This window comes from Pseudomonas viridiflava (assembly GCF_900184295.1).
Classification (GTDB): domain Bacteria; phylum Pseudomonadota; class Gammaproteobacteria; order Pseudomonadales; family Pseudomonadaceae; genus Aquipseudomonas; species Aquipseudomonas viridiflava.
Genome location: NZ_LT855380.1, coordinates 3490012 through 3509333 on the forward strand (window position 1 = coordinate 3490012; position 19322 = coordinate 3509333).

Annotated in this window: 17 protein-coding genes and 2 pseudogenes; 6 read left to right on the plus strand and 13 right to left on the minus strand. The window is 58.9% G+C overall.

Annotation, left to right across the window (positions count from 1 at the left end):
* Positions 1-37: 37 nt before the first annotated feature.
* Positions 38-1075 (minus strand): annotated as a pseudogene (locus tag CFBP1590_RS28720) (HAMP domain-containing protein); the annotation flags it as partial.
* 270 nt (positions 1076-1345) lie between these two features.
* On the opposite strand from CFBP1590_RS28720, the gene CFBP1590_RS15665 reads away from it, so the two are divergent.
* Positions 1346-2173 carry an HDOD domain-containing protein gene (locus CFBP1590_RS15665; protein ID WP_025993125.1) on the plus strand — a complete coding sequence of 276 codons (828 nt, stop codon included), beginning with the start codon at positions 1346-1348 and terminating at the stop codon, positions 2171-2173.
* A gap of 264 nt (positions 2174-2437) precedes the next feature.
* Here the strand turns inward: CFBP1590_RS15665 and CFBP1590_RS15670 are convergent, their stop codons facing one another.
* The gene (locus CFBP1590_RS15670; protein WP_088235466.1) at positions 2438-3436 is read right to left on the minus strand and encodes an alpha/beta fold hydrolase; all 999 of its coding nucleotides are present in this window, start codon (positions 3434-3436) and stop codon (positions 2438-2440) included.
* Positions 3437-3679: 243 nt separating this feature from the next.
* Here CFBP1590_RS15670 and CFBP1590_RS15675 point away from each other — a divergent pair, with 243 nt between their 5' ends.
* Positions 3680-4609, plus strand: coding sequence for a LysR substrate-binding domain-containing protein (locus tag CFBP1590_RS15675; RefSeq protein ID WP_088235467.1), 930 nt, complete (start codon positions 3680-3682; stop codon positions 4607-4609).
* On the opposite strand, the gene pstB is transcribed toward CFBP1590_RS15675, so the two are convergent.
* From pstB to pstS, 4 genes are all read right to left on the minus strand, one after another.
* Positions 4610-5389, minus strand: coding sequence for a phosphate ABC transporter ATP-binding protein PstB (gene pstB / locus CFBP1590_RS15680; RefSeq protein WP_004883964.1), 780 nt, complete (start codon positions 5387-5389; stop codon positions 4610-4612). It abuts the gene before it with no gap.
* Positions 5389-6273: a phosphate ABC transporter permease PstA gene (gene pstA / locus CFBP1590_RS15685; protein ID WP_004883967.1), complete on the minus strand. Its 885-nt coding sequence runs from the start codon at positions 6271-6273 to the stop codon at positions 5389-5391. Before pstA ends, pstB begins: the two co-directional genes overlap by 1 nt.
* Positions 6270-7265 carry a phosphate ABC transporter permease subunit PstC gene (pstC, locus tag CFBP1590_RS15690; RefSeq protein ID WP_029244210.1) on the minus strand — a complete coding sequence of 332 codons (996 nt, stop codon included), beginning with the start codon at positions 7263-7265 and terminating at the stop codon, positions 6270-6272. Before pstC ends, pstA begins: the two co-directional genes overlap by 4 nt.
* 82 nt (positions 7266-7347) lie before the next feature.
* Positions 7348-8367: a phosphate ABC transporter substrate-binding protein PstS gene (gene pstS / locus CFBP1590_RS15695; RefSeq protein ID WP_025992971.1), complete on the minus strand. Its 1020-nt coding sequence runs from the start codon at positions 8365-8367 to the stop codon at positions 7348-7350.
* A 526-nt stretch (positions 8368-8893) separates the two neighbouring features.
* Here pstS and CFBP1590_RS15700 point away from each other — a divergent pair.
* Positions 8894-9190: a hypothetical protein gene (locus CFBP1590_RS15700; RefSeq protein ID WP_004883970.1), complete on the plus strand. Its 297-nt coding sequence runs from the start codon at positions 8894-8896 to the stop codon at positions 9188-9190.
* A gap of 122 nt (positions 9191-9312) precedes the next feature.
* Positions 9313-9618 carry a hypothetical protein gene (locus CFBP1590_RS15705; protein WP_025992972.1) on the plus strand — a complete coding sequence of 102 codons (306 nt, stop codon included), beginning with the start codon at positions 9313-9315 and terminating at the stop codon, positions 9616-9618.
* A gap of 88 nt (positions 9619-9706) precedes the next feature.
* Here the strand turns inward: CFBP1590_RS15705 and CFBP1590_RS15710 are convergent, their stop codons facing one another.
* Complete coding sequence (locus tag CFBP1590_RS15710) at positions 9707-11407, minus strand: VRR-NUC domain-containing protein (protein WP_167383098.1); 1701 nt, start codon at positions 11405-11407, stop codon at positions 9707-9709.
* A gap of 169 nt (positions 11408-11576) precedes the next feature.
* Here CFBP1590_RS15710 and CFBP1590_RS15715 point away from each other — a divergent pair, with 169 nt between their 5' ends.
* The gene (locus tag CFBP1590_RS15715) at positions 11577-12074 is read left to right on the plus strand and encodes a nucleoside 2-deoxyribosyltransferase (protein WP_088235469.1); all 498 of its coding nucleotides are present in this window, start codon (positions 11577-11579) and stop codon (positions 12072-12074) included.
* A 535-nt stretch (positions 12075-12609) separates the two neighbouring features.
* Here CFBP1590_RS15715 and CFBP1590_RS15720 read toward each other — a convergent pair.
* From CFBP1590_RS15720 to CFBP1590_RS15730, 3 genes are all read right to left on the minus strand, one after another.
* The gene (locus CFBP1590_RS15720) at positions 12610-13632 is read right to left on the minus strand and encodes an IS110 family RNA-guided transposase (RefSeq protein ID WP_088235470.1); all 1023 of its coding nucleotides are present in this window, start codon (positions 13630-13632) and stop codon (positions 12610-12612) included.
* A gap of 153 nt (positions 13633-13785) precedes the next feature.
* On the minus strand, positions 13786-13998 hold the full coding sequence (locus CFBP1590_RS15725; protein WP_122582208.1) for a hypothetical protein: 213 nt from the start codon (positions 13996-13998) through the stop codon (positions 13786-13788).
* 109 nt (positions 13999-14107) lie between these two features.
* The gene (locus CFBP1590_RS15730) at positions 14108-15013 is read right to left on the minus strand and encodes a LysR family transcriptional regulator (RefSeq protein WP_025995004.1); all 906 of its coding nucleotides are present in this window, start codon (positions 15011-15013) and stop codon (positions 14108-14110) included.
* Between the two features lie 139 nt (positions 15014-15152).
* Between CFBP1590_RS15730 and CFBP1590_RS15735 the strand changes: the two genes are divergently transcribed.
* The gene (locus CFBP1590_RS15735; protein WP_122431409.1) at positions 15153-16241 is read left to right on the plus strand and encodes an AbrB family protein; all 1089 of its coding nucleotides are present in this window, start codon (positions 15153-15155) and stop codon (positions 16239-16241) included.
* A gap of 15 nt (positions 16242-16256) precedes the next feature.
* Here the strand turns inward: CFBP1590_RS15735 and CFBP1590_RS15740 are convergent, their stop codons facing one another.
* The 3 genes and pseudogenes from CFBP1590_RS15740 to CFBP1590_RS28730 form a co-directional block, all read right to left on the minus strand.
* Positions 16257-17501, minus strand: coding sequence for a D-mannose isomerase (locus CFBP1590_RS15740; RefSeq protein ID WP_088235471.1), 1245 nt, complete (start codon positions 17499-17501; stop codon positions 16257-16259).
* 119 nt (positions 17502-17620) lie between these two features.
* A complete protein-coding gene (locus CFBP1590_RS28725; RefSeq protein ID WP_407072089.1) occupies positions 17621-18484 on the minus strand; it encodes a methyl-accepting chemotaxis protein in 864 nt (287 codons plus the stop codon).
* A pseudogene (locus CFBP1590_RS28730) lies at positions 18476-19246 on the minus strand (HAMP domain-containing protein); the annotation flags it as partial. The gene CFBP1590_RS28725 and the pseudogene CFBP1590_RS28730, both read right to left, overlap by 9 nt.
* Positions 19247-19322: the final 76 nt, after the last annotated feature.

Sequence of the window (19322 nt, forward strand, 5' to 3'; positions counted from 1 at the left end):
CGGTCGAAGCAACTTCACGAATCGACGCATGGATGCGCTCGACGAAGTGGTTGAACGATTGCGCCAGCGCGCCGAACTCGTCCTGCGAGGTGATTGCCAGTCGCTTGGTCAGGTCGCCCTCACCGTCAGCAATGTCACGCATCGCACGGCCCATCTGGTGCAGCGGCTGCATCAGTACACGGATCAACAGGCCCAGCAGCAGGATGATCACGACCACCACGACGACCATTGCCGTAATCGCGGAAGCGCGGAATTCGCTGAGCATCGAATAGGCAGCGTCCTGTTCAAGTACCAGTGCCACGTACCAGTTGGCCGTGGAAACGCCCTGTACCGGGGTGAACGAGATGATTTCCGGCTTGTTGCCGGAATCGATCTCTGTCACGCCTGTGGCGATCTTCGGCGTGTTGTTCGGGTAGGCTTCGCTGATGTTTTTCAGCACCAGCTTGCTGTCCGGGTGTACGAGAATCTTGCCTTCGGCGCTGACCAGAAACGCATAGCCATGGCCGTTGAAGTTCAACGAGTTGATGATCTTGCTGACGCTGTCCAGCGAGATGTCGGCACCGGCCACACCGGCCAACTGGTTCTGGATCTTGACCGGGGTCGCGATGGTCATGACCAGCTTGCCGGACGAAGCGGCAATGTAGGGTTCGGTCACGATGGTGCCTGTCGCGTTCTGCGCCGCCTTGTACCAGCCACGCGCGCGTGGGTCGTAGTCAGCCGGACGGGTGGCGGACGGGTTGGAAAGCATCACGCCTTCGGTGGTGCCGAAGTAACCCAGTTGAAAGTTATCGCTGTAGACCGAAAGACCCACGGCACGCTGCAACTGCGGCAGCGCCTTGCCGTCGATGGCGATCTGTTGGGACATGGACTGCAGCAACTGGATGCGGCTTTCCAGCCAGGTCTGAATGTTCTGCGTGGTCAGGGTGCCGAGTTGTTGCAGCTCGGACTGAACACTGGATTTCAGTGACTGACGTTGTCGATAGTCATTGACGACAATGAACACACTGAACGCGACAATCACAATCAAAGCGGCGGCCAAGAGGATTTTCTTGCTGAAACCCAGGCTTTTCATCATAGCGAGTACTTCCACGGCATAAACAATAAGGACGATTCAAAAAACGCCAGTCAACTTCGGAAACGGTGCCGTTTTTTCGAAGGGGCTTCTGGGACACGAATCGGAACAGTCAAACAGCCCCTTGGTGGTATATCGGCCAGGCTTGAAGAGTCTTTTATTTTTATTTTCGATCCGGGTGAGAAACCCTTCCCACAAATGACGGCAAAACGTGCAGAGCGGAAAAAACTGGCTATGGTCAAATCATCCCGTCGTCCAGAGGATGGTCCCGCTATGATGAGTATTGAAAAGCTGTTTGACGATTTACACAGTCTGCCGAGCATTCCCAAGGTGGCTCAGGACCTGATGCTGCAGTTCGACAACCCCTCCTCCAATCTGGAAAGCATCGCCCGCAATATCGAGAAAGACCCGGTGATTGCCGCCAAGGTCCTGCGTCTGGCCAACTCGGCGCGCTTCCGCGGCTCACGCGAATCGTCGAGTATTGAAGACGCCGCCATGCGTCTGGGCTTCAACACCCTGCGCACACTGGTGATGGCTTCGGCAGTGACCGGCGCGTTCAAGGCCGGGCCGAGTTTTGACCTCAAGGCGTTCTGGCTGAAAAGCTTCCAGGTGGCCGGAATCTGCCGGATGCTGGCCAAACAAAGCGGTACGGATGCGGAAATCGCCTTCACCTGTGGCGTGATGCACAACATCGGCGAGCTGTTGATCCAGACCGGCGCGCCAGAAGTGGCCGAACGTCTGAACAGCGCGACCAAGGCCGGAACGGCCGGACGTGCGGCCAATGAAACCGTGCAGTTGGGCTTTGGCTACCCGGAAGTGGGCACCGAGCTGGCCCGACGCTGGCAACTGCCCAAGGTGATTCAGGAGGCAATCGCGTATCAGGCCAAACCGATGCAAGCCCCCAATGACGCGCCCTTGCCACGCATCGTCGCCCAGGCCATCGTGATTTCCGACGCATTGGAAGCCCACGGTGGCGCAACGCCTGAAGCACAGAAGGCTTCCGACGGACCGATCATGGAAGGCATCGACCTGGACGCCCTGTTCGCCGGACTGCCCGCAGTACTGGAGGCCGACAAGGCGTTTGCACAGTTGTTGAGCTGATCGCTGCTGATCGTTGCGTCCGCTCTCGAATGTGACGCAGAGCGTCATAAATGGCACAGACTGAGGATTCAGTGAGCCGAGCGCATGACGTGGAAAACGCTGGAGCTTGGGCACACATCTGCGCCACATTCGAGAGCGGACGCGGAGCGTCCTGGGAGGCATTCCCACGCAGAGCGTGGGAACGATCATCATCGTATTCCTCCAGGAGGACTTGTGTATACCGATGAGCGCGGAGCGTCGGCACGATCACCGCTCAACAAATGGCTACTGAAGCGCCTCGACCAGCGCCTTGTTGAACGCGGCAGGTTCTTCCATCTGCGGGGCATGGCCCATGCCTTTGAACTCCACCAGCTTGGCACCCGGAATCATCTCGGTGACCTGCTTGCCCAACACCTTGTACTTACCGATTTTGGCCTTCACGTCCGGCGGCGCGATGTCGCTGCCGATGGCGGTGGTGTCAGCGTCACCGATCATCAACACGGTCGGCACCTGCAGTTTCGGGAACTCGTAGAACACCGGCTGAGTGAAAATCATGTCGTAGATCAGCGCCGAGTTCCAGGCAACGGCTTTCTGACCGGGTCCTTTGTTCAGCCCTGCCAGCATGTCGACCCACTTGTCGTACTCAGGCTTCCAGCGCCCGTCGTAATAGGTCTTCTGCTCGTAGGCACGAATGCCTTCGGCGGTGGTTTTCAGTTCCCGTTCATACCATTGATCAACGGTGCGGTAAGGCACGCCAAGTGCTTTCCAGTCTTCCAGACCAATCGGATTGACCATCACCAGCTTCTCGGTCTGCCTGGGGTACATCAGCGCGTAACGCGTGGCCAGCATGCCGCCGGTCGAGTGCCCCACGACCGACACCTTGTCGATGCCGAGCTTTTCCAGCAGCGCGTGGGTGTTGATCGACAGTTGCTGGAAGCTGTACTGGTAATAGCCAGGCTTGGTCGAGGTGCAGAAACCGATCTGATCGGGGGCGATCACCCGATAACCTGCGCTGGTCAAACCCTTGATAGTGTCTTCCCAGGTGGCGGCACAGAAATTCTTGCCGTGCATCAGGACAGCAGTGCGGCCGTTGGCCTTGCCGGTGGGCGCGACATCCATATAACCCATCTCCAGCGCTTGGCCCTGAGACTGGAAGTCGAACTTCTTGAGTGGGTGGGGATAGGTGAAGCCTTCCAGTTGCTGACCATAACTGGGCGTTTCAGCCAGCGCCGCACAAGGCAACGCCATCGACATCAACAGACCGGCAATCTTTGCAGCCCGCATAGGGGGCACCTCCTTAAGGTGTGGGTCGGGAATGCCGGAAGCGCTTGGCACAACGCGTTCCGGACCCGCAAGTAGACCCCAGATCCCACAACAGATTCGCCCTTTTCCTACCTACAGAAACGTAAGAATACGTTTCTGCGTTGCAAGGCAAAAGGCTGGACGCCCACTGCGGCGCTTCCCTAGACTGGCGCATGCTCTTGCAGGCGCCATCCGGATGAACATGTCTGATGCCAAGGAACCCACATGAATCGCAATGAACTGCGCAAGGCCGATATCAACCTGATGGTGGTCTTCGAGACCCTGATGCAGGAGCGCAATGTGACTCGCGCGGCGGAAAAACTGTTCCTCGGCCAGCCCACCATCAGCGCGGCGCTCAACCGTCTGCGCGGCCTGCTCAACGACCCGCTGTTCATCCGCGTCGGCCATCGCATGGAGCCGACCGCCCGCGCCCATGAAATCCTCAAACACCTGACGCCCGCGCTGGATGCCATGTCCACAGCGCTGAGCCTGACCACGGACTTCGATCCTTCGGTGAGCAAGATGACCTTTCGCATCGGCCTGTCCGACGATGTCGAATTCGGCCTGTTCCCCGCCATGCTCAAGGCGATCCGCAAGGAAGCGCCGGGTGTGGTGATCGTGGTCAAGCATGTCGACTACCTGAATATCTCCGAAGTCCTGATGTCGGGCGACATCACGGTCGGCATGTGCCTGACCCGCGAGCTGCCCGCCAACGCCAAACGCAAGACACTGCGCAACGTGCAGCCACGTCTGGTACGGGCCGACAAGCCGTCAGGCCCGATGTCGATGGATGAGTACTGTTCGCGGCCGCATGTGGTGGTGTCGCACGTCGCCAGCGTCAGCAGTTTCGCTGATGAGTGGCTGACCGCGCTGGGCCGCAAGCGCCAGGTGGTGTTGTCGGTGCCGCAGTTCACCACCCTGCCCGCGTTGATGGCTGGCACCGATCTGATTTCGGGGCTGTCCGATTACGCGGCGAGTGCCATGAGTGCATTGGGGTTGGTATACGACGAGCCGCTGCCCTTCCCCACGCCGGGGCTGGACCTGTCAATGACATGGCTGAGTGTGATGGACAACGACCCTGCCGAACGCTGGTTGCGCAGCAGGATCGAGGCATTCATGGGCGAGCGCCGGGAAGCGCCCGCCCTGGCCGGCTGATCAGCCGAAACGACCGGTGATGTAGTCTTCGGTCTGGGTCTTGGAGGGCTTGGTGAAGATGGTGTCGGTGTCGCCGTGCTCGATCAGTTCACCCATGAACATGAACGCGGTGTAGTCCGAACAACGGGCAGCCTGCTGCATGTTGTGGGTCACGATGATCACGGTGAATTGCTCTTTCAGCTCGGTGATCAACTGCTCGATACGGCCGGTAGAGATCGGATCAAGCGCAGACGTCGGTTCATCCAGCAGCAGCACCTGAGGGCGCAGCGCGATGGTACGTGCGATGCACAGGCGCTGTTGCTGACCACCGGACAGACCGGTGGCGCTCTGCTTGAGCTTGTCCTTCACTTCATCCCAGAGCGCGGCACCACGCAGCGCCTGCTCGACGCGATCTTCCATTTCACGACGCGACAGTTTTTCATGGTGCTTGATGGCGTAGGCGATGTTGTCGTAGATCGACATCGGAAACGGCACTGGCTTCTGGAACACCATGCCCACATGGCTGCGCAGGCGGTTCATCGAGTAGCCCGGCGCCAGGATGTTTTCGCCATTGAGCAGCACTTCGCCGCGCGCTTCCTGTTTCGGGTACATCGCGTAAATACGGTTGAACACACGCAGCAGGGTCGATTTACCGCAACCCGACGGGCCGATGATCGCAGTGATGCGCTTCTCGGGAATGGTCATGTCGATGGACTTCAGCGACTTCTGGTTGTTGTAGAAAAACTCCAGACCGCGCACTTGAATCTTGGTCTTTTCGTTGGCCAGGGAAAGGTTGTTCATCAGGACGCCCTATTGCGCAGAAGAATTAAGCGAGAAAGCAGACTCAGTATCAGTACGAACAGCGTCATGACCAATGCACCGGCCCATGCCAGGGAGTGCCAGTCGTCGAACGGGCTCATTGCGTACTGGAACACCACCACCGGAACACTGGCGATTGGCTTGAGCAGATCGCTGCTCCAGAACTGGTTGCCGAATGCGGTGAACAGCAGCGGCGCGGTTTCGCCAGTGATACGTGCCAGTGCCAGCAATACGCCGGTCACGACACCTGCCTTGGCGGCGCGCAGAACGATCTGCAGGGTCAGCTTCCATTGAGGTACACCCAGCGCCAGCGCGGCTTCGCGCATGGTCGAGGGTTGCAGTTGCATCATTTCGTCGGTGGTACGCACCACCACCGGAATCACCAGCAGCGCGAGCGCCAGTGCACCGGCAATCGCCGAGAAGCCGACCTGATGGCCCGTCACTGCGTTGAGCGGCAGAACGACGACGGTGTACACGAACAGGCCCAGCACAATGGACGGTGCCGACAGCAGGATGTCGTTGATGAAGCGCACTGCGTTGCCCAGCTTGGTGTAGCGCGCGAACTCGGCCAGCCAGATACCCGCCATCAGGCCGATCGGCGTGCCGATGAGCAGGCCGATGCCGGACATCAGCACGCTGCCGTAGAAGGCGTTGGCCAGACCGCCTTCAGTGCCTGGCGGAGGCGTCATGCCAGTAAACAGTTGCAGGTTCAGGGCGTCGATGCCCTTGATGATGGTGGTCAGCAGAATCCAGACCAGCCACAACAGACCGAACGCCGTGGCACCACAGCTGAGCACCATGGCGATCTTGTTCTTGATATTGCGAACACGGTAAATGCGCTCGCTGCCTGCCAGGTCCTTACTCATAACCCCTCCTTACGCGACAGACGCGACAACATCAGACGTGCAAGGGCCAGCACGATGAAGGTGACCACAAACAACAGGAAGCCCAGAGCGATCAGCGCGGAACGGTGAATGTCGGTGTATGCCTCGTTGAATTCGTTGGCGATGACCGAAGCGATGGAACTGCTTGGCATCATCAGCGACGCCGAGAACTGGTGAGCGTTGCCCAGTACGAAGGTCACCGCCATGGTTTCACCGAGCGCTCGCCCCAGGCCGAGGAACACACCGCCGACCACTGCCGAACGGGTGTAAGGCAGCACGATGTCCCAGACCACTTCCCAGGTCGTACCGCCCAGCGCATAGGCCGACTCTTTGAGCGCGACAGGTACGGTGCGGAAAACTTCCTGCATCACCGAAGTGATAAACGGGGTGATCATGATTGCCAACACGATACCGGCCGTCAGCATGCCGATACCCAGAGGCGGGCCCTGGAACATCGGGCCGATCAGCGGCAGCGCGCCCAGGTTTTCGGTGATCCAGGGTGACATGTGTTCAGCCATGAACGGACCGAAGACGAACAACCCCCACATGCCGTAGATGATCGACGGAATGCCCGCCAACAGCTCGATGGCCGAGGCAATGGGCATCCGAAGCCACGGCGGCGCTACTTCGGTCAGGAAAATCGCAATGCCGAAACTCACCGGGACGGCGATCAGCAAAGCCAGAAAAGAGGTCACCAGGGTGCCGTAGATCGGAACCAGCGCGCCGAACTTGCCGGCGTTCACGTCCCATTCGGTACTGGTCAGAAAGCCAAACCCGAACGTCTGGAATGCCAGACTGCCACCCCAGAGGGTCGACAGGGCAATACAACCCAGCAAAGCAAGCACCAGCATGGCTGCGGCCTGCAATGAACGCTTGAACCACAGGTCGTGGCGATGATCCCGCTTGGCGCGCTTCTCGCCTTCGGTCTCGACAGCTTTGACGGCAGCGGACAGGTATTGGGTGTTTTCAGTCATGTTGAGTCCACTCGCAAGGAAAAGCCCCCGTCATCGGACCGATATCGCGGTCGATGACAGGGGTCGTACAAGCTTGAATCACTTACTTGGTGAATTCAGCTTTCCAGTAGTTTTCTACGCGATCGACCAGCGATTTCGGCAAGGCGACGTAATCCAGCTCTGCAGCCTGCTTCTGACCGTTTTCGAGAGACCACTTGAAGAAGTCGAAAGCCGCTGCGCTCTTCTCTGCGTTCTTGGCTTTCTTGTACATGATGATCCAGGTGGTGGCAGTGATCGGCCATGCCTCTTCGCCCGGAGCGTTGGTCATGATCAGACCGAAGTCCTTGGCGTTCGCCCAGTCAGCGGTGTCGGCAGCAGCAGCGAACGACTTGGCGGTCGGCGCGATGAACTTGCCGGCAGCGTTTTTCAGCTGGGTGTAGGACAGCTTGTTGGTTACAGCGTAGGAGTATTCAACGTAGCCGATCGAACCTTTGATCTGCTTCACGTAAGCCGACACACCTTCGTTCCCCTTGCCGCCCACGCCTGCTGGCCACTGCACGGTCGAACCGAACTTCAGCTTCTCATTCCACTCGGAGCTGGCTTTGCTCAGGTAGTTGGTGAAGTTGTAAGTGGTGCCCGAGCCGTCCGAACGGTGAACGACAGTGATTGCGGTGTCAGGCAGTGTCACGCCCGGGTTCAGCGCAACGATGGCTGGGTCGTTCCACTTCTTGACCGTGCCCATGAAGATCTTGGCCAGGGTTTCGCCGTCAAGTTTCAGCTTGCCGCTTTCGATGCCTTCAACGTTGATGATCGGCACGATACCGCCGATGACGCTTGGGAACTGACCCAGGCCGGCAGCCTGCAGGTCTTCAGCGGACATAGGGGCGTCGGAAGCGCCGAAGTCAACGGTAGCAGCCTTGATCTGGGCAATACCGCCACCCGAACCGATGGACTGGTAGTTGATGCGGTTGTCGGCAGTTTTGCTGTAGTCCTGGGACCATTTGGAAATGACCGGGAAGACGAAACTCGAACCAGCGCCGGTAACATCAGTCGCGTGGGCTACACCGCTCAGGCACAGCGAAGCGATCAGAAGCGACAAGCGTTTTTTAGTCAGCAGAATCACGGTAATACCTCAGTCCAGGAGATTGTGTGGTGGCCCACTTGAAGAGGCCCGAGGCGGATTTAAACGCTCAAATGTTTCTGTTTAATGACAATCCGTCGAACTACGTCGGATGAAGGCGCTTTTTATGGCCAATTTCCTACACGCGTTTTTTCCCGAGCATTCATCGGACCCAATGTTTTCGGGGCTCAAAGGGCCTGTTTCAACGGCTAGCCATGTGCCAGCCACCTCTACATAGCTCAAAGCCATCACCGTTATAAAAGTGTAAAAAAATGTGCCCTTTTAGACCCTCAGGTTTTCCGGGCAGCAAATGCTTATAACCAGATCGCCTGAAAAACTGCGTAATCCACCCCCTGATTACTGCTCCTTCCCCGCTCTTTGAGGGCTATTCAAAAACGAATTTAAAGGGGTGGTATTAATAGCAAGCGCAATCATTGTGCTACCGTTCGTCGGAATCGCTGGCACCTATGGCAAGTGGCCAATGACCAACGTGGGTATGTTAAAAATCTTAAAAAACGGAGTAAGCCTCATGATCAAGACCAAATTCGCTGCCCTGACTCTCGCTGGCCTGATGGCCGTTGCATCGGGCGCAGCTTTTGCTGAAACGTCGCCAACGCCTGCAAGTCCTGTTAACGACAACGCGACCAAGCTGCCGGGCACCAATTCAGCACCGGCCGATCGCAATTCGTCCAATACCAAGGGCACGCAGCAAGGTGAGCAGACCAACAAGTCGATGAACAACGGCTCAGGCACCATGACGCACGACAAGAACACCCACGGCACCCACGACAAGAGCGGTGTGACCGAGAAGCCAAAGGTCAACTGATCTGTGTGACGACAGTGGCGGGTCACTCCTGCCACTGGTCGGCCGTTCGGCACTTGCACCGTCGATCATCACTCAATGCCTTTAGCAACAACACGAAGGACACTGACAGGAGGTTTTCGAACATGAAACTTAAGACAGTTGGCGCATGGACACTTGCCGCAATCATGGGCAGCGTCAGTGCAGTGGCCATGGCGGGCTCGACAGGGCCGACCAATCCGGACAGCAGCGGCCCGAAAGTACCGGGCACCGGGATGGAAAAGAATACTGACGGCACAACTCCGGGTACTCAGGGCACCAGCCCGGGAACCAAGGGCATGGACCCTCAGCCAGGCAACAACAGCGGCATGGACAAAAAAAATGATGCTGGCAAGGCCGGTATGGACACCGATGGTGACGATCAGGACGATGACGACGACAGCGCGCCGTGAGGCTGATCTGGATCGCGAAACTGTAAATGCAGCATAGCGCGGCGGCCTGCTTTAGCGCATTCAAGGACCGCCTCGCCCTTCCCTTCCGTCAGACCTGAATGCAATCCGCCTGCGAAACGCCCGTCCCTTCTTCTGTCGCAACCTCGCAGTCCATCGTCCACTTCACATAGCAGACATGCACCGGCATTCCGTGCTCCGCACAGAAGTCCAGCCAGCGCAGCTGGTTGTCCTGCAAGCGATCCCCAGGCCCTTTCACTTCGATCATCCGGTAGCCGCGCTGCTCGGGAAAAAACTGGATCAGGTCCGGCATTCCCGTGCGATTGGCTTTGATGTCCTGCAGCAAACGACGAAACCAATGGCGCAAATGCTCGGCAGGCAGACAATCCAGCGCCTGATCCAGCAAGGCTGGCGTCAGCGCGCCCCAAAATACGAACGGCGATTGCAGGCCGTGTTTGCCGACGAAGTTCTCAAGAATGGTGGCGCGATATGCATCGGATTCGAGCTGGGCCAGACAGGCATCGAACAGGTGCGCACGGCGCTGATAGAAATCCGGGCTGTAAAGATCGCTCGGAGCACTGTGGAATGGATGGAAGAACGCACCCGGCAAGGGTGAGAAAATCGCCGACCAGCACAGCAGTCCAAACAGGGAATTGATCAGCGCATTCTCGACGTAATGCACCTCGCCGCCCTCTTGCTGCAAGTGCTCGCGGATCAGGTATTCGACGCTGCAGCCAGGCAGCGGCGTGACCTGCACATCCATGCGCTCGACCACCCTTGCCGCCCGACGACGTTCCGCTGTCAGGCCGAGCTTGCGCTGCAGGCGCGGCAACACACGCGCCAGATGCTGTACCTCGGCATCGTTCTCCGGAGCCAGTCGGGCCTGTTGCAGCAGCTCCATGGCCTCGGCGTATTGTTCGTGACGCTCCAGCACCCGAATCTGTCGCGAGCGGGCGCCGGGATAACTGGACTGCCGATAGACCGACAGCGCCAGCGGCCAATCCTGCAACCGCTCGGCCTGTTGACCGATGCGAAACAGCAGCTTGGCGCGGCGCATCTGCAGCCAGGGACTGCGACAGTGAATGGCAATGGCCTGCTCAGCCAGATCATGCAGGACAAGACTGGTTTCCAGCGCTTCGCGGCAGGCATGCAGTTGCAGGCACACATCGATGTCTTCCCGCGCCGTGATTGCCCGGGAATCGACAGAAAACTCGACCTTCTCGTAGCGATAGATACCCAGATCGGCGAGTACGAACTCCGACCACTCCTGATAAAGATTGCCGAAGTACAGCAGCCGCAGACGGTCGCACAGTGGCATGACCTTTAGCGAAAAAACCATGTCCTGCAATGAACCATGCCACTGATCAAGAGGTTGCGGCTCCGTGTAGATCGGTTGCAGTCGTTCGAACCACAGCTCCTTGCGTTCGGAACTCTTCACACCGTGCGCCTTGAAGCACTGGCTCAACTCGTCCTTGCGCAGCAACTGGAACAGCTCATCCAGACCCAGCGCAGGCCGGTCGTCCACCCAGCCCAGTTCCAGCAGCGGGCCCACGTTTTCGACAGGGTCACCTATTTCGTCGTAGCTCAGCTTGCTCGCCCGGAACAGGGCGCCCTTGCGCATGACCATTCTCACCAGCAAACCCTGCGTCGCCACCGGCAGCCCGGCAAACGCCTCGATGAACTGGCGCTCCGACTCGTCGAGCAGGTCGTCGTAACGCTGCGCGATCCAGTCCAGCACCTGGCGAAAGTTTTCCAGGTAATAAAACGGATTATCGAGAGGTGAGATATTCAAGGCCAACGGTCACAGGTTCGATGAACAGACCGGGCAAGGATACTGGCTATCCGTACAGATAACAGCCCAAAAAGCCACTCTCTACCCGCAGGCCGATCAATGGCGCTCTTCATCCTGCGTGCGACCCGCCGTAGAATCACGCGATTTGTCCACTAGCGGAGCGACGACAATGCAGGCACCTCTGGTTTACCTCGCAGGTTTCGACGTTTTTCGTCCAGACGCCATCGAGCACGGGCGTTACCTGAAGGCGCTGTGTACCGCACATGGTCTGGAAGGATTGTTTCCGTTCGACAACGAAGTGCCTCCCGGCTTGTCACCTCATGAAACCGCGCAGCAGATCTATACGATGAATGTGGCGATGATTCAGCGCTGTACTGCCGTGCTCGCCAACCTGAATGTGTTTCGAGGTCTGGAGCCGGATTCAGGTACGGCGTTCGAAGTGGGAATGGCGGTGGCGCTCGACAAACCGGTGTGGGCGTATTTCGAGCCGGTGGATTCGCTGCGGGATCTGGTGCCGCATGATGAGCACGGGTTCGACGACAACGGCTTTTCAGTGGAAGACTTCGCCCTGCCCCGCAACCTCATGCTCGCCTGCAGCTGGGCCGGGACCAGCTCTACAGTGGAGCTTGGGGCTGAAGCGCTGGCGTTGTATTTGAGCAAGCGGTGAACAGAACGCGAGGCCTGATCGTGCCCATCGCTTCGCGTTGGCATGCATCTCACGAAGTTCTGCGCCACGTTCGAGAGCGGACGCGGAGCGCCCTGGGCGGCGTTACCACGCAGTGGGAACGCCGCCCAGGGCGTTGCTGATACTGATCGTGCCCATCGCTCCGCGTGGGCATGCCTCCCGTGACGCTCCGCGTCACAAATGGCACAGACTATGGATTCAGTGAGCCGAGCGCATGGCTCCAGTCACCTTTTCGCCCCTCGGCGACTTACTTTGAGAGGCCAAAGTAAGCAAATGTATGGTCAGCCCACCTCCTGCAATCGTAGTTCGATGAGCGGTAAAGCATGCTTGCGCTAATGTATCCGGGCTCATTCTGGGCAATCTCGCTGCCCGGCCCTTGATGAGTATTCGCCGCCCAACTGTCCTCAAAACCCCTAAAGCCTCGAAGGCTGCTTTGCTTATCAGGTTCTCAGTCAGGCCATGAGCTGTTTATCGTCATCATCACTGCGTCGCAAAAGCCGGTATGTCTACGTTTTACTCAGATCATTGACGCGTTGTAAGTGCCGCCTCGTCTGAGCACCGCCCATACGATTCTTGCCAGCTTGTTCGCTAAGGCACATGCCACCTTGTTCGGATGCTTGCGTGCCAACAAGTTTCTTACCCACTGCCCAAGGGCATCCTCGCGTCGATCTATTCGAATCATGAGCGCTCGAGACCCTTGCACCAGCAGGGTTCGCATGCGCCTGTCACCTCGCTTGCTGATACCCAGCAATACGGGTCTCCCGCCTGTAGAGAACTGTCTGGGAACCAGTCCTAGAAAAGCGGAAAGGTCTCGTGAAGTCTTGAAGTTGGAAGCGTCTCCCAGATCCGCCACAAGTGCGCTGGCGGTGATAGGTCCAATGCCAGGAATAGTCATCAGGCGTGTACCGGCATCGTCTTGCGCCAGTTGCTGCTTGATTTGCACATCACACGCCCTGATCTCTGCATCAAGACGCCGAATATCCTCCAGTAAATGCTCCATGATCCTTTTGAGCTGAAGCGGCAGGTCGCTACGTGAATTGTCAATCAGCTCAGGCACTTTGGCGATCGCTGCCTTGGTGGCGGGCAAGGCAATTCCAAACTCAAGCAAAAAACCATGCACCCTGTTGATGGCTTCAGTACGGTGGCAAACCAGTGACTCGCGAAGACGATGTTGTACGGAAAGTACCTGCTGCTCCACAGTCTTGGCGGCAACGTAATGGGTACGTGGTCTGGAGGCCGCTTCGCAAATGGCTTCGGCATCAATGAAGTCATTCTTGTTGCCCGTCACATAGGGCTTCACATGTTGCGGAGCAATCAACTTCACCCGATGCCCCAGCGAGGCGAGTTTTCTGGCAAGCCAGTGAGAGCCACCGCACGACTCCATTGCAATGGTGCAAGGTTCAATCTGAGCCGCAAACTGCAGCAGGCGATTGCGGTTGAAGCACTTGCGCAGTACCTGGTGGCCGCCTGCATCATGGCCTATGAGGTGAAAACTGTTTTTACCAATGTCGATGCCTAAAAGTTTGAGGCCGTTGTTCATGAGCGATCTCCTCGACGTTAGAGAGAAACCCGGAAAGTGTAGACACTCCGGGTTTCTCGGATCGGGCTGACCATCTCATTACCCCTTGGTCCGGTTCCGGCCCCGGCTTCGCCGGGGTTCATGCTACCGCGCTACAAAAGCGCATCAGTGCCGCTATCCCAGCGTCGAAGATCCGATATCACCGGTTACGACAGGGTCAAGCTTGTCTGCGTCGACGAAGTCGTCCAGACCGAGGATGTCCAGGTCGAGGTAGGCCTCGGGATCGCGGTCTTCATCGGCGTCTGCGTCGTTCAGGGGCGACTGGTCGCCGCCAAAGTGATGAATGTCTCGTGTTACGTCAGCGTGTGTCTGTGAAGGTGTGTGCATGATCTGGATGCTCCTGTCGGTCGTCAACGAATCGGACACGCTCCGGGTGCCCGCATTACCGAAGGCTAACCCAGCGGCGTCCAAAAGCCAGCGCCTGAAGGTGAAATCTTCAGGCCCACACCAGAAAGTCTCCACCATTGTCGCGCAGCATCTGCAGCATGCCCTGCGCGGCGGGCGACAGGTAGCCGCCGCTGCGCAGGGTGACGCCGATGGTGCGCTTCATGGTGGTCTGTTCCAGCGGCACCTCGCGCAGGTGTTGCATGGTCTTGCCGAACTCCAGCGATTCGCGGGCGACGAAGCTCAGCAGGTTGCTCTGGGCGATCAGGTTGGGCAACAGCGAGATCGAATTCGCTTCGATCTGCACCGTGGGCAACGGCAAGCCATTTGCGGCAAAGGTCGCATCCAGCCATTTGCGTGACGACACGCTGACTGGCGGCAACACCCAGCGAAAGGCGCACAGGTCGCTCATCTGCAAGGGCTTGTTCTTGAAGATCGGGTGCTGCTTGCTGGCGATGACCACGGCTTCGTCCTCAAGCACCGCAAAGCTGGTAACCCCTTCGCTGTCTGGCGCCAGCGCGCAGATGATCATGTCCAGTTGCCCCGAGCGCAGCGACTCGCGCAGCAGGTCGTCCTGGCCGATCACCAGCTTGAAGGTCACGTCGGGCGTGCGTTGCAACAGGGCCGAGGTCAGTTTCGGCATCAGGTATTCAGCCATGGTCGCCGCGCAGCCGACGCGAATGTTGCCGACCATGCCGCTGGCAAAGTCCCGCACCTCACGCTGGGTCTGGGCGATGCTCTGTTGCAGCTCCTTGCCCCGTGCCTGAAGCAGCTCGCCGACGGGTGTCAGCTTGATGCGCCGACCGTCACGCTGAAACAGTTTGGTGCCGAACGATTCTTCCAGTCGCTGAATGCTTTTGGTCAGCGCGGGCTGGCTGCGGTTGAGCTTTTCAGCGGCCCGGCCCAAATGGCCCAGTTCGGCGATGGTTTCAAAATACGTCAGATCACGCAGGTCCATATCTATCAACCAAAGTTATCAATTCATGATTATTAGAAAATAGACTTGATGGGTTGTGATGTCGATACTTGTCGTACTCGATCAGGGCCGTGTGCCAGTTGATCGACTCGCAACGCTCGCAACAACAGGGAGAATCTTCTTGCAACGCACCTTGAGTCTGTCTCTTCCCACCCTTTCCCCGCCGGTTCAGTGGCTGGGTCTGATCCTTCTCGCTGGCAGCGCCGGCCAACTGCTTAAATTGATCAACATGCCTGCTGCGATGTTCCTCGGGCCGATGCTGGTCGCCATCGGTTTCGGCGTATCGGGCGCCACCATTCGTATGAACAAGCGACTCTTTCAATTCGGGCAAGGCACGGTGGGTGTGTTGATTGCGCACGCCATGTCGGTCAGCGTGCTGATGACGGCTCTGGAGTCCTGGCCTGTGATGTTGCTGGCAACACTGTTGACCGTCGTGCTGAGCGCCGCTGTCGGACTTTTGCTGGTGCGGTTCGCTGGCATACCGAGCAGCACCGCGGCCTGGGGCACATCGCCGGGTGCCGCGTCGGCGATGGTCGCGATGTCCGAGGATTACGGCGCCGACTCGCGAGTCGTCGCGACGATGCAATATGTGCGGGTGGTCTGCGTGGTGGTGATCGGCGCGCTGGTCAGCCACTTCATGGGCGCATCGAGCAGCGGCGCTCAGGCGCACAGCACCGAAGTAATGCAGCAAGGCTCCAGCCTGATGGACCTGGGCTTGAGTCTGGCAGTGATCGTGGTCGGCGTGCTGCTGGGTTCGAAACTGCCCGCAGGTGCCTTGCTGATGCCGTTGATACTGGGCGGCGCGCTGCAACTGAGCGGCATGCTGCAAATCACCATCCCGCAGTGGCTACTGCCATTGGGCTACGGTGCCATCGGCTGCTACGTCGGCCTGCGCTTCGACCGTCCGACCGTGCAGTATGTCTGGCGGCGTCTGCCGATGATGATTCTCGCCTCGCTGGTGCTGATCGTGCTCTGCGCCCTGTCCGCCTGGTTGATCGCGATGATGATGGACAAGGATTACCTCTCGGTTTATCTGGCCACCAGCCCCGGCGGCCTGGACACCATGGCGATCATCGCCATCGACACCCACGCCGACGTCGGCTTCGTGCTGGCCATGCAGACCTTGCGCCTGTTCGGTGTGATTCTGACCGGCAGCTTTCTGGCCAGACAGATCATCCGCCTGACCGATAAAAGCGCAGCGTCACACTGAGGTTTGAACGCAGCCTCAGTCCAGCCCCGCCAGCGCACTGGCCAGACTCGGCGACAGCGGCAGTACCGGCAACAGCGTGGCCTGATACGCGTGATACAGATCAGGCTTGCCGGGCCAGATGTCTTCGCTCGGCACATTCTGTTCGTTCAACTCATGACGCCAGCTGCCGTGCTCGTAATCGATGAACAGCGTTTCATTGAATTCCCAGAACACCCGATACCAGTCTTCGTACTGCTGCTCGCCGGTACGCTGCAGCAATGATGCCGCCGCAGCAGCCGCTTCGCAGTGCGTCCAGTGCAGACGATGGCGAACCACCGGCCTGTTCTCCCAGTCCAGCGTGTAGACGATACCCGGAGCACCGTCGACGTCCCAGCCGTAGCGACAGGCATTGGCGAACAACTGGCGGGCGTCTTCGAGCAGCCACTCGGGACTGGACCGTCCGGCGTCACGACGCGCGGATTCAAGGTGCAGCACCAGACGCGCCCATTCGAAGGCGTGACCCGGTGTGGTGCCGAACGGGCGGAAGCCATCGGCGGGATTCTCACGGTTGTAATCCGGCAGTGGCGTCCAGTCCTGAGCGAAATGCTCGATGACCTGAAAGTCGTTGCCGCCTGCGTGCTGATGAATCACACGCTCGACGATACTCAACGCACGATCCAGCCATAGTGCGTCACCGGTCACGTCGGCCAGTGCCAGAAACGCCTCGGTGCTGTGCATATTGCTGTTGGCGCCGCGATAAGCTTCTTCGCCGCTCCAGTCACGGGCGAAGGACTCGCGCATCGCGCCCTCGTCCTCGCTCCAGAAATGGCTGTTGATCATCTGAATTGCATCCGACAGCAGCGCCTGGGCACCGGGCCGTCCGGCAACCACCGCCGAACTGGCCGCCAGCGCAACGAAGGCATGCAGATAGGCTTGCTTGTCGGTGGTTCCACCGTCTTCGAGCGCCGCGCTGAACCAGCCGCCGTGCTCGGCATCGCGCAACGGACCGCCAAGGGCAGCGACACCGTGATCCACCAGCGCGGCGCAGCCGGGAATACCTTGCGCGTGGGCCATGGCGAAACAGTGAGTCATGCGTGCAGTGTTCATGGTTTCGGCGGTGGCACCCACCATCAGACGGCCGTAGTCATCAAGGCTGCCGAAACCGTTCTGCAGCTTCGCAGCCTTGGCAAAGGCCAGCAGGCGATTGCCTTCCTGGGACAGCCATTGATGATGGGCTGGCGAACGCAGCCAACTGCTGAAGGTTTGTTTTTTATTGTTCATGACGCTGAGCAGCCTCCATCGATAGACATACCTGCACGGTGGTCTTCGCGACCGGGTGCAATAATGCGCGCCCGGCCGGTCGGCGGCAAGCGCGCTCAGGCCCTGTCGATGTCGGCTTTTCAGACCTTGAAGCGAGCCACCACCTGGTTCAGATCAGCGGCCAGACGCGACAGTTCATGGCTTGAAGCACTGATCTGATTGGCGCCCTGGGTCGACTGCATGGACAGGTCACGGATGTTGACGATGTTGCGGTCCACTTCACGCGAGACCTGAGCCTGCTCTTCCGCAGCACTGGCGATCACCAGGTTGCGTTCCGATATCTGGTTGATGGACGAGGTGATTTCGCTCAACGATTCACCTGCACCCTTGGCCAGCGACAGCGTGGAGCTGGCGCGATCACGGCTGGTGTTCATGGACTCCAGCGCCTGGGCCGAACCGCTGCGCATGGCGTTGACCATCGAGTCGATTTCCAGCGTCGACTGCTGGGTGCGATGCGCCAGCGCACGCACTTCGTCAGCCACCACGGCAAAGCCGCGACCCGACTCCCCGGCACGTGCCGCTTCGATGGCGGCGTTGAGCGCCAGCAGGTTGGTCTGCTCGGCAATCGAACGGATCACGTCCAGCACCTTGCCGATGTCCTGAGACTGATCCGCCAGGTTCTGCACCAGAACCGAAGTGGCCTGAACGTTTTCGGTGAGGGTCTGGATCGACTGCACCGTCTCGATCACCCGGTTCTGCCCGGCCTGTGCCGATGAGCTGGAATGACTGGACGCATCAGAGGTGGACACTGCGTTGCGGGCGACCTCTTCAACCGCCGAGGTCATTTCGTTGATGGCGGTAGCGGCCTGATCGATTTCGGCGTTCTGCTGGTTCAGTCCGCGATAGCTGTCCTCGGTGACCGAGTTCAGTTCAGTGGCGGCCGATGCCAACTGGCCTGCGGAACTACCGATGTGGCGCATCGCTTCGCGCAGGTTGCCCTGCATCTGCTCCAGCGCCCGCAGCAAGCGGGTGACTTCGTCGTTGCCATCCACCGCAATGCTGTGGGTCAGGTCGCCCTGGGCCACATGCTCGGCGGCACTGACGGCGCGTTGCAGCGGACCTACGATGCTGCGGGTCAACCACAGTGCCAGACCGATGGTGCCCAGCGCGGCGAGCACGACAAAAACCAGAACGATGCTGCGCGATGCCTTGTATTGGGCCTCGGCCGCCTTGCCCTCCGCATCGACCTTGGTGACGTAGAAGTCGGCCAGATCATTGAGCTGTTTGCCCGAGCCGTCGACGATCTGCTTCATGTCAGCCAGCAACAGCTTGTTCAGTCCCTTGCTGTCGCCTTGAGAGGCAAGCACAAAAGATCGATCCAGCGCGGTACGGTACTGGCCCATGGTGACCAGAAACTGATCAGCGAGGACCTTCTCTTCCGGGGTGTCGACAAAACCGTTGAGAATGTCGAGTTTCTTGGTCAGGTCGCCCAGGCGCACGTCCATCTGCCCGCGGTAGGTAGAGATGCTTGCAGGGTCGGTGTCCAGCGCCATGCGCAGGGAAATGGTGCGAATGCGCAGCATGATTTCGCGCACATCGTTGACCACCCGCATGCTCGGCACCCAGTTGGTTTCGACGGCCACCTCGCTTTCACGGATGGCAGACATCTGCACCAGTGCGAACCAGCCCAGCAGCGCCACCAACAGGGAAATCAGGGTAAAACCCAGACCTGCACGGCGGGCGATCGTGAGTTTGCGTAAATTCATGGCCAGGGCTCTTTTATATTTGGAAAGGCAGTGTGGGCAGCAGCGGTTGTCAGACAACCGCCAAGCGTATCGACAT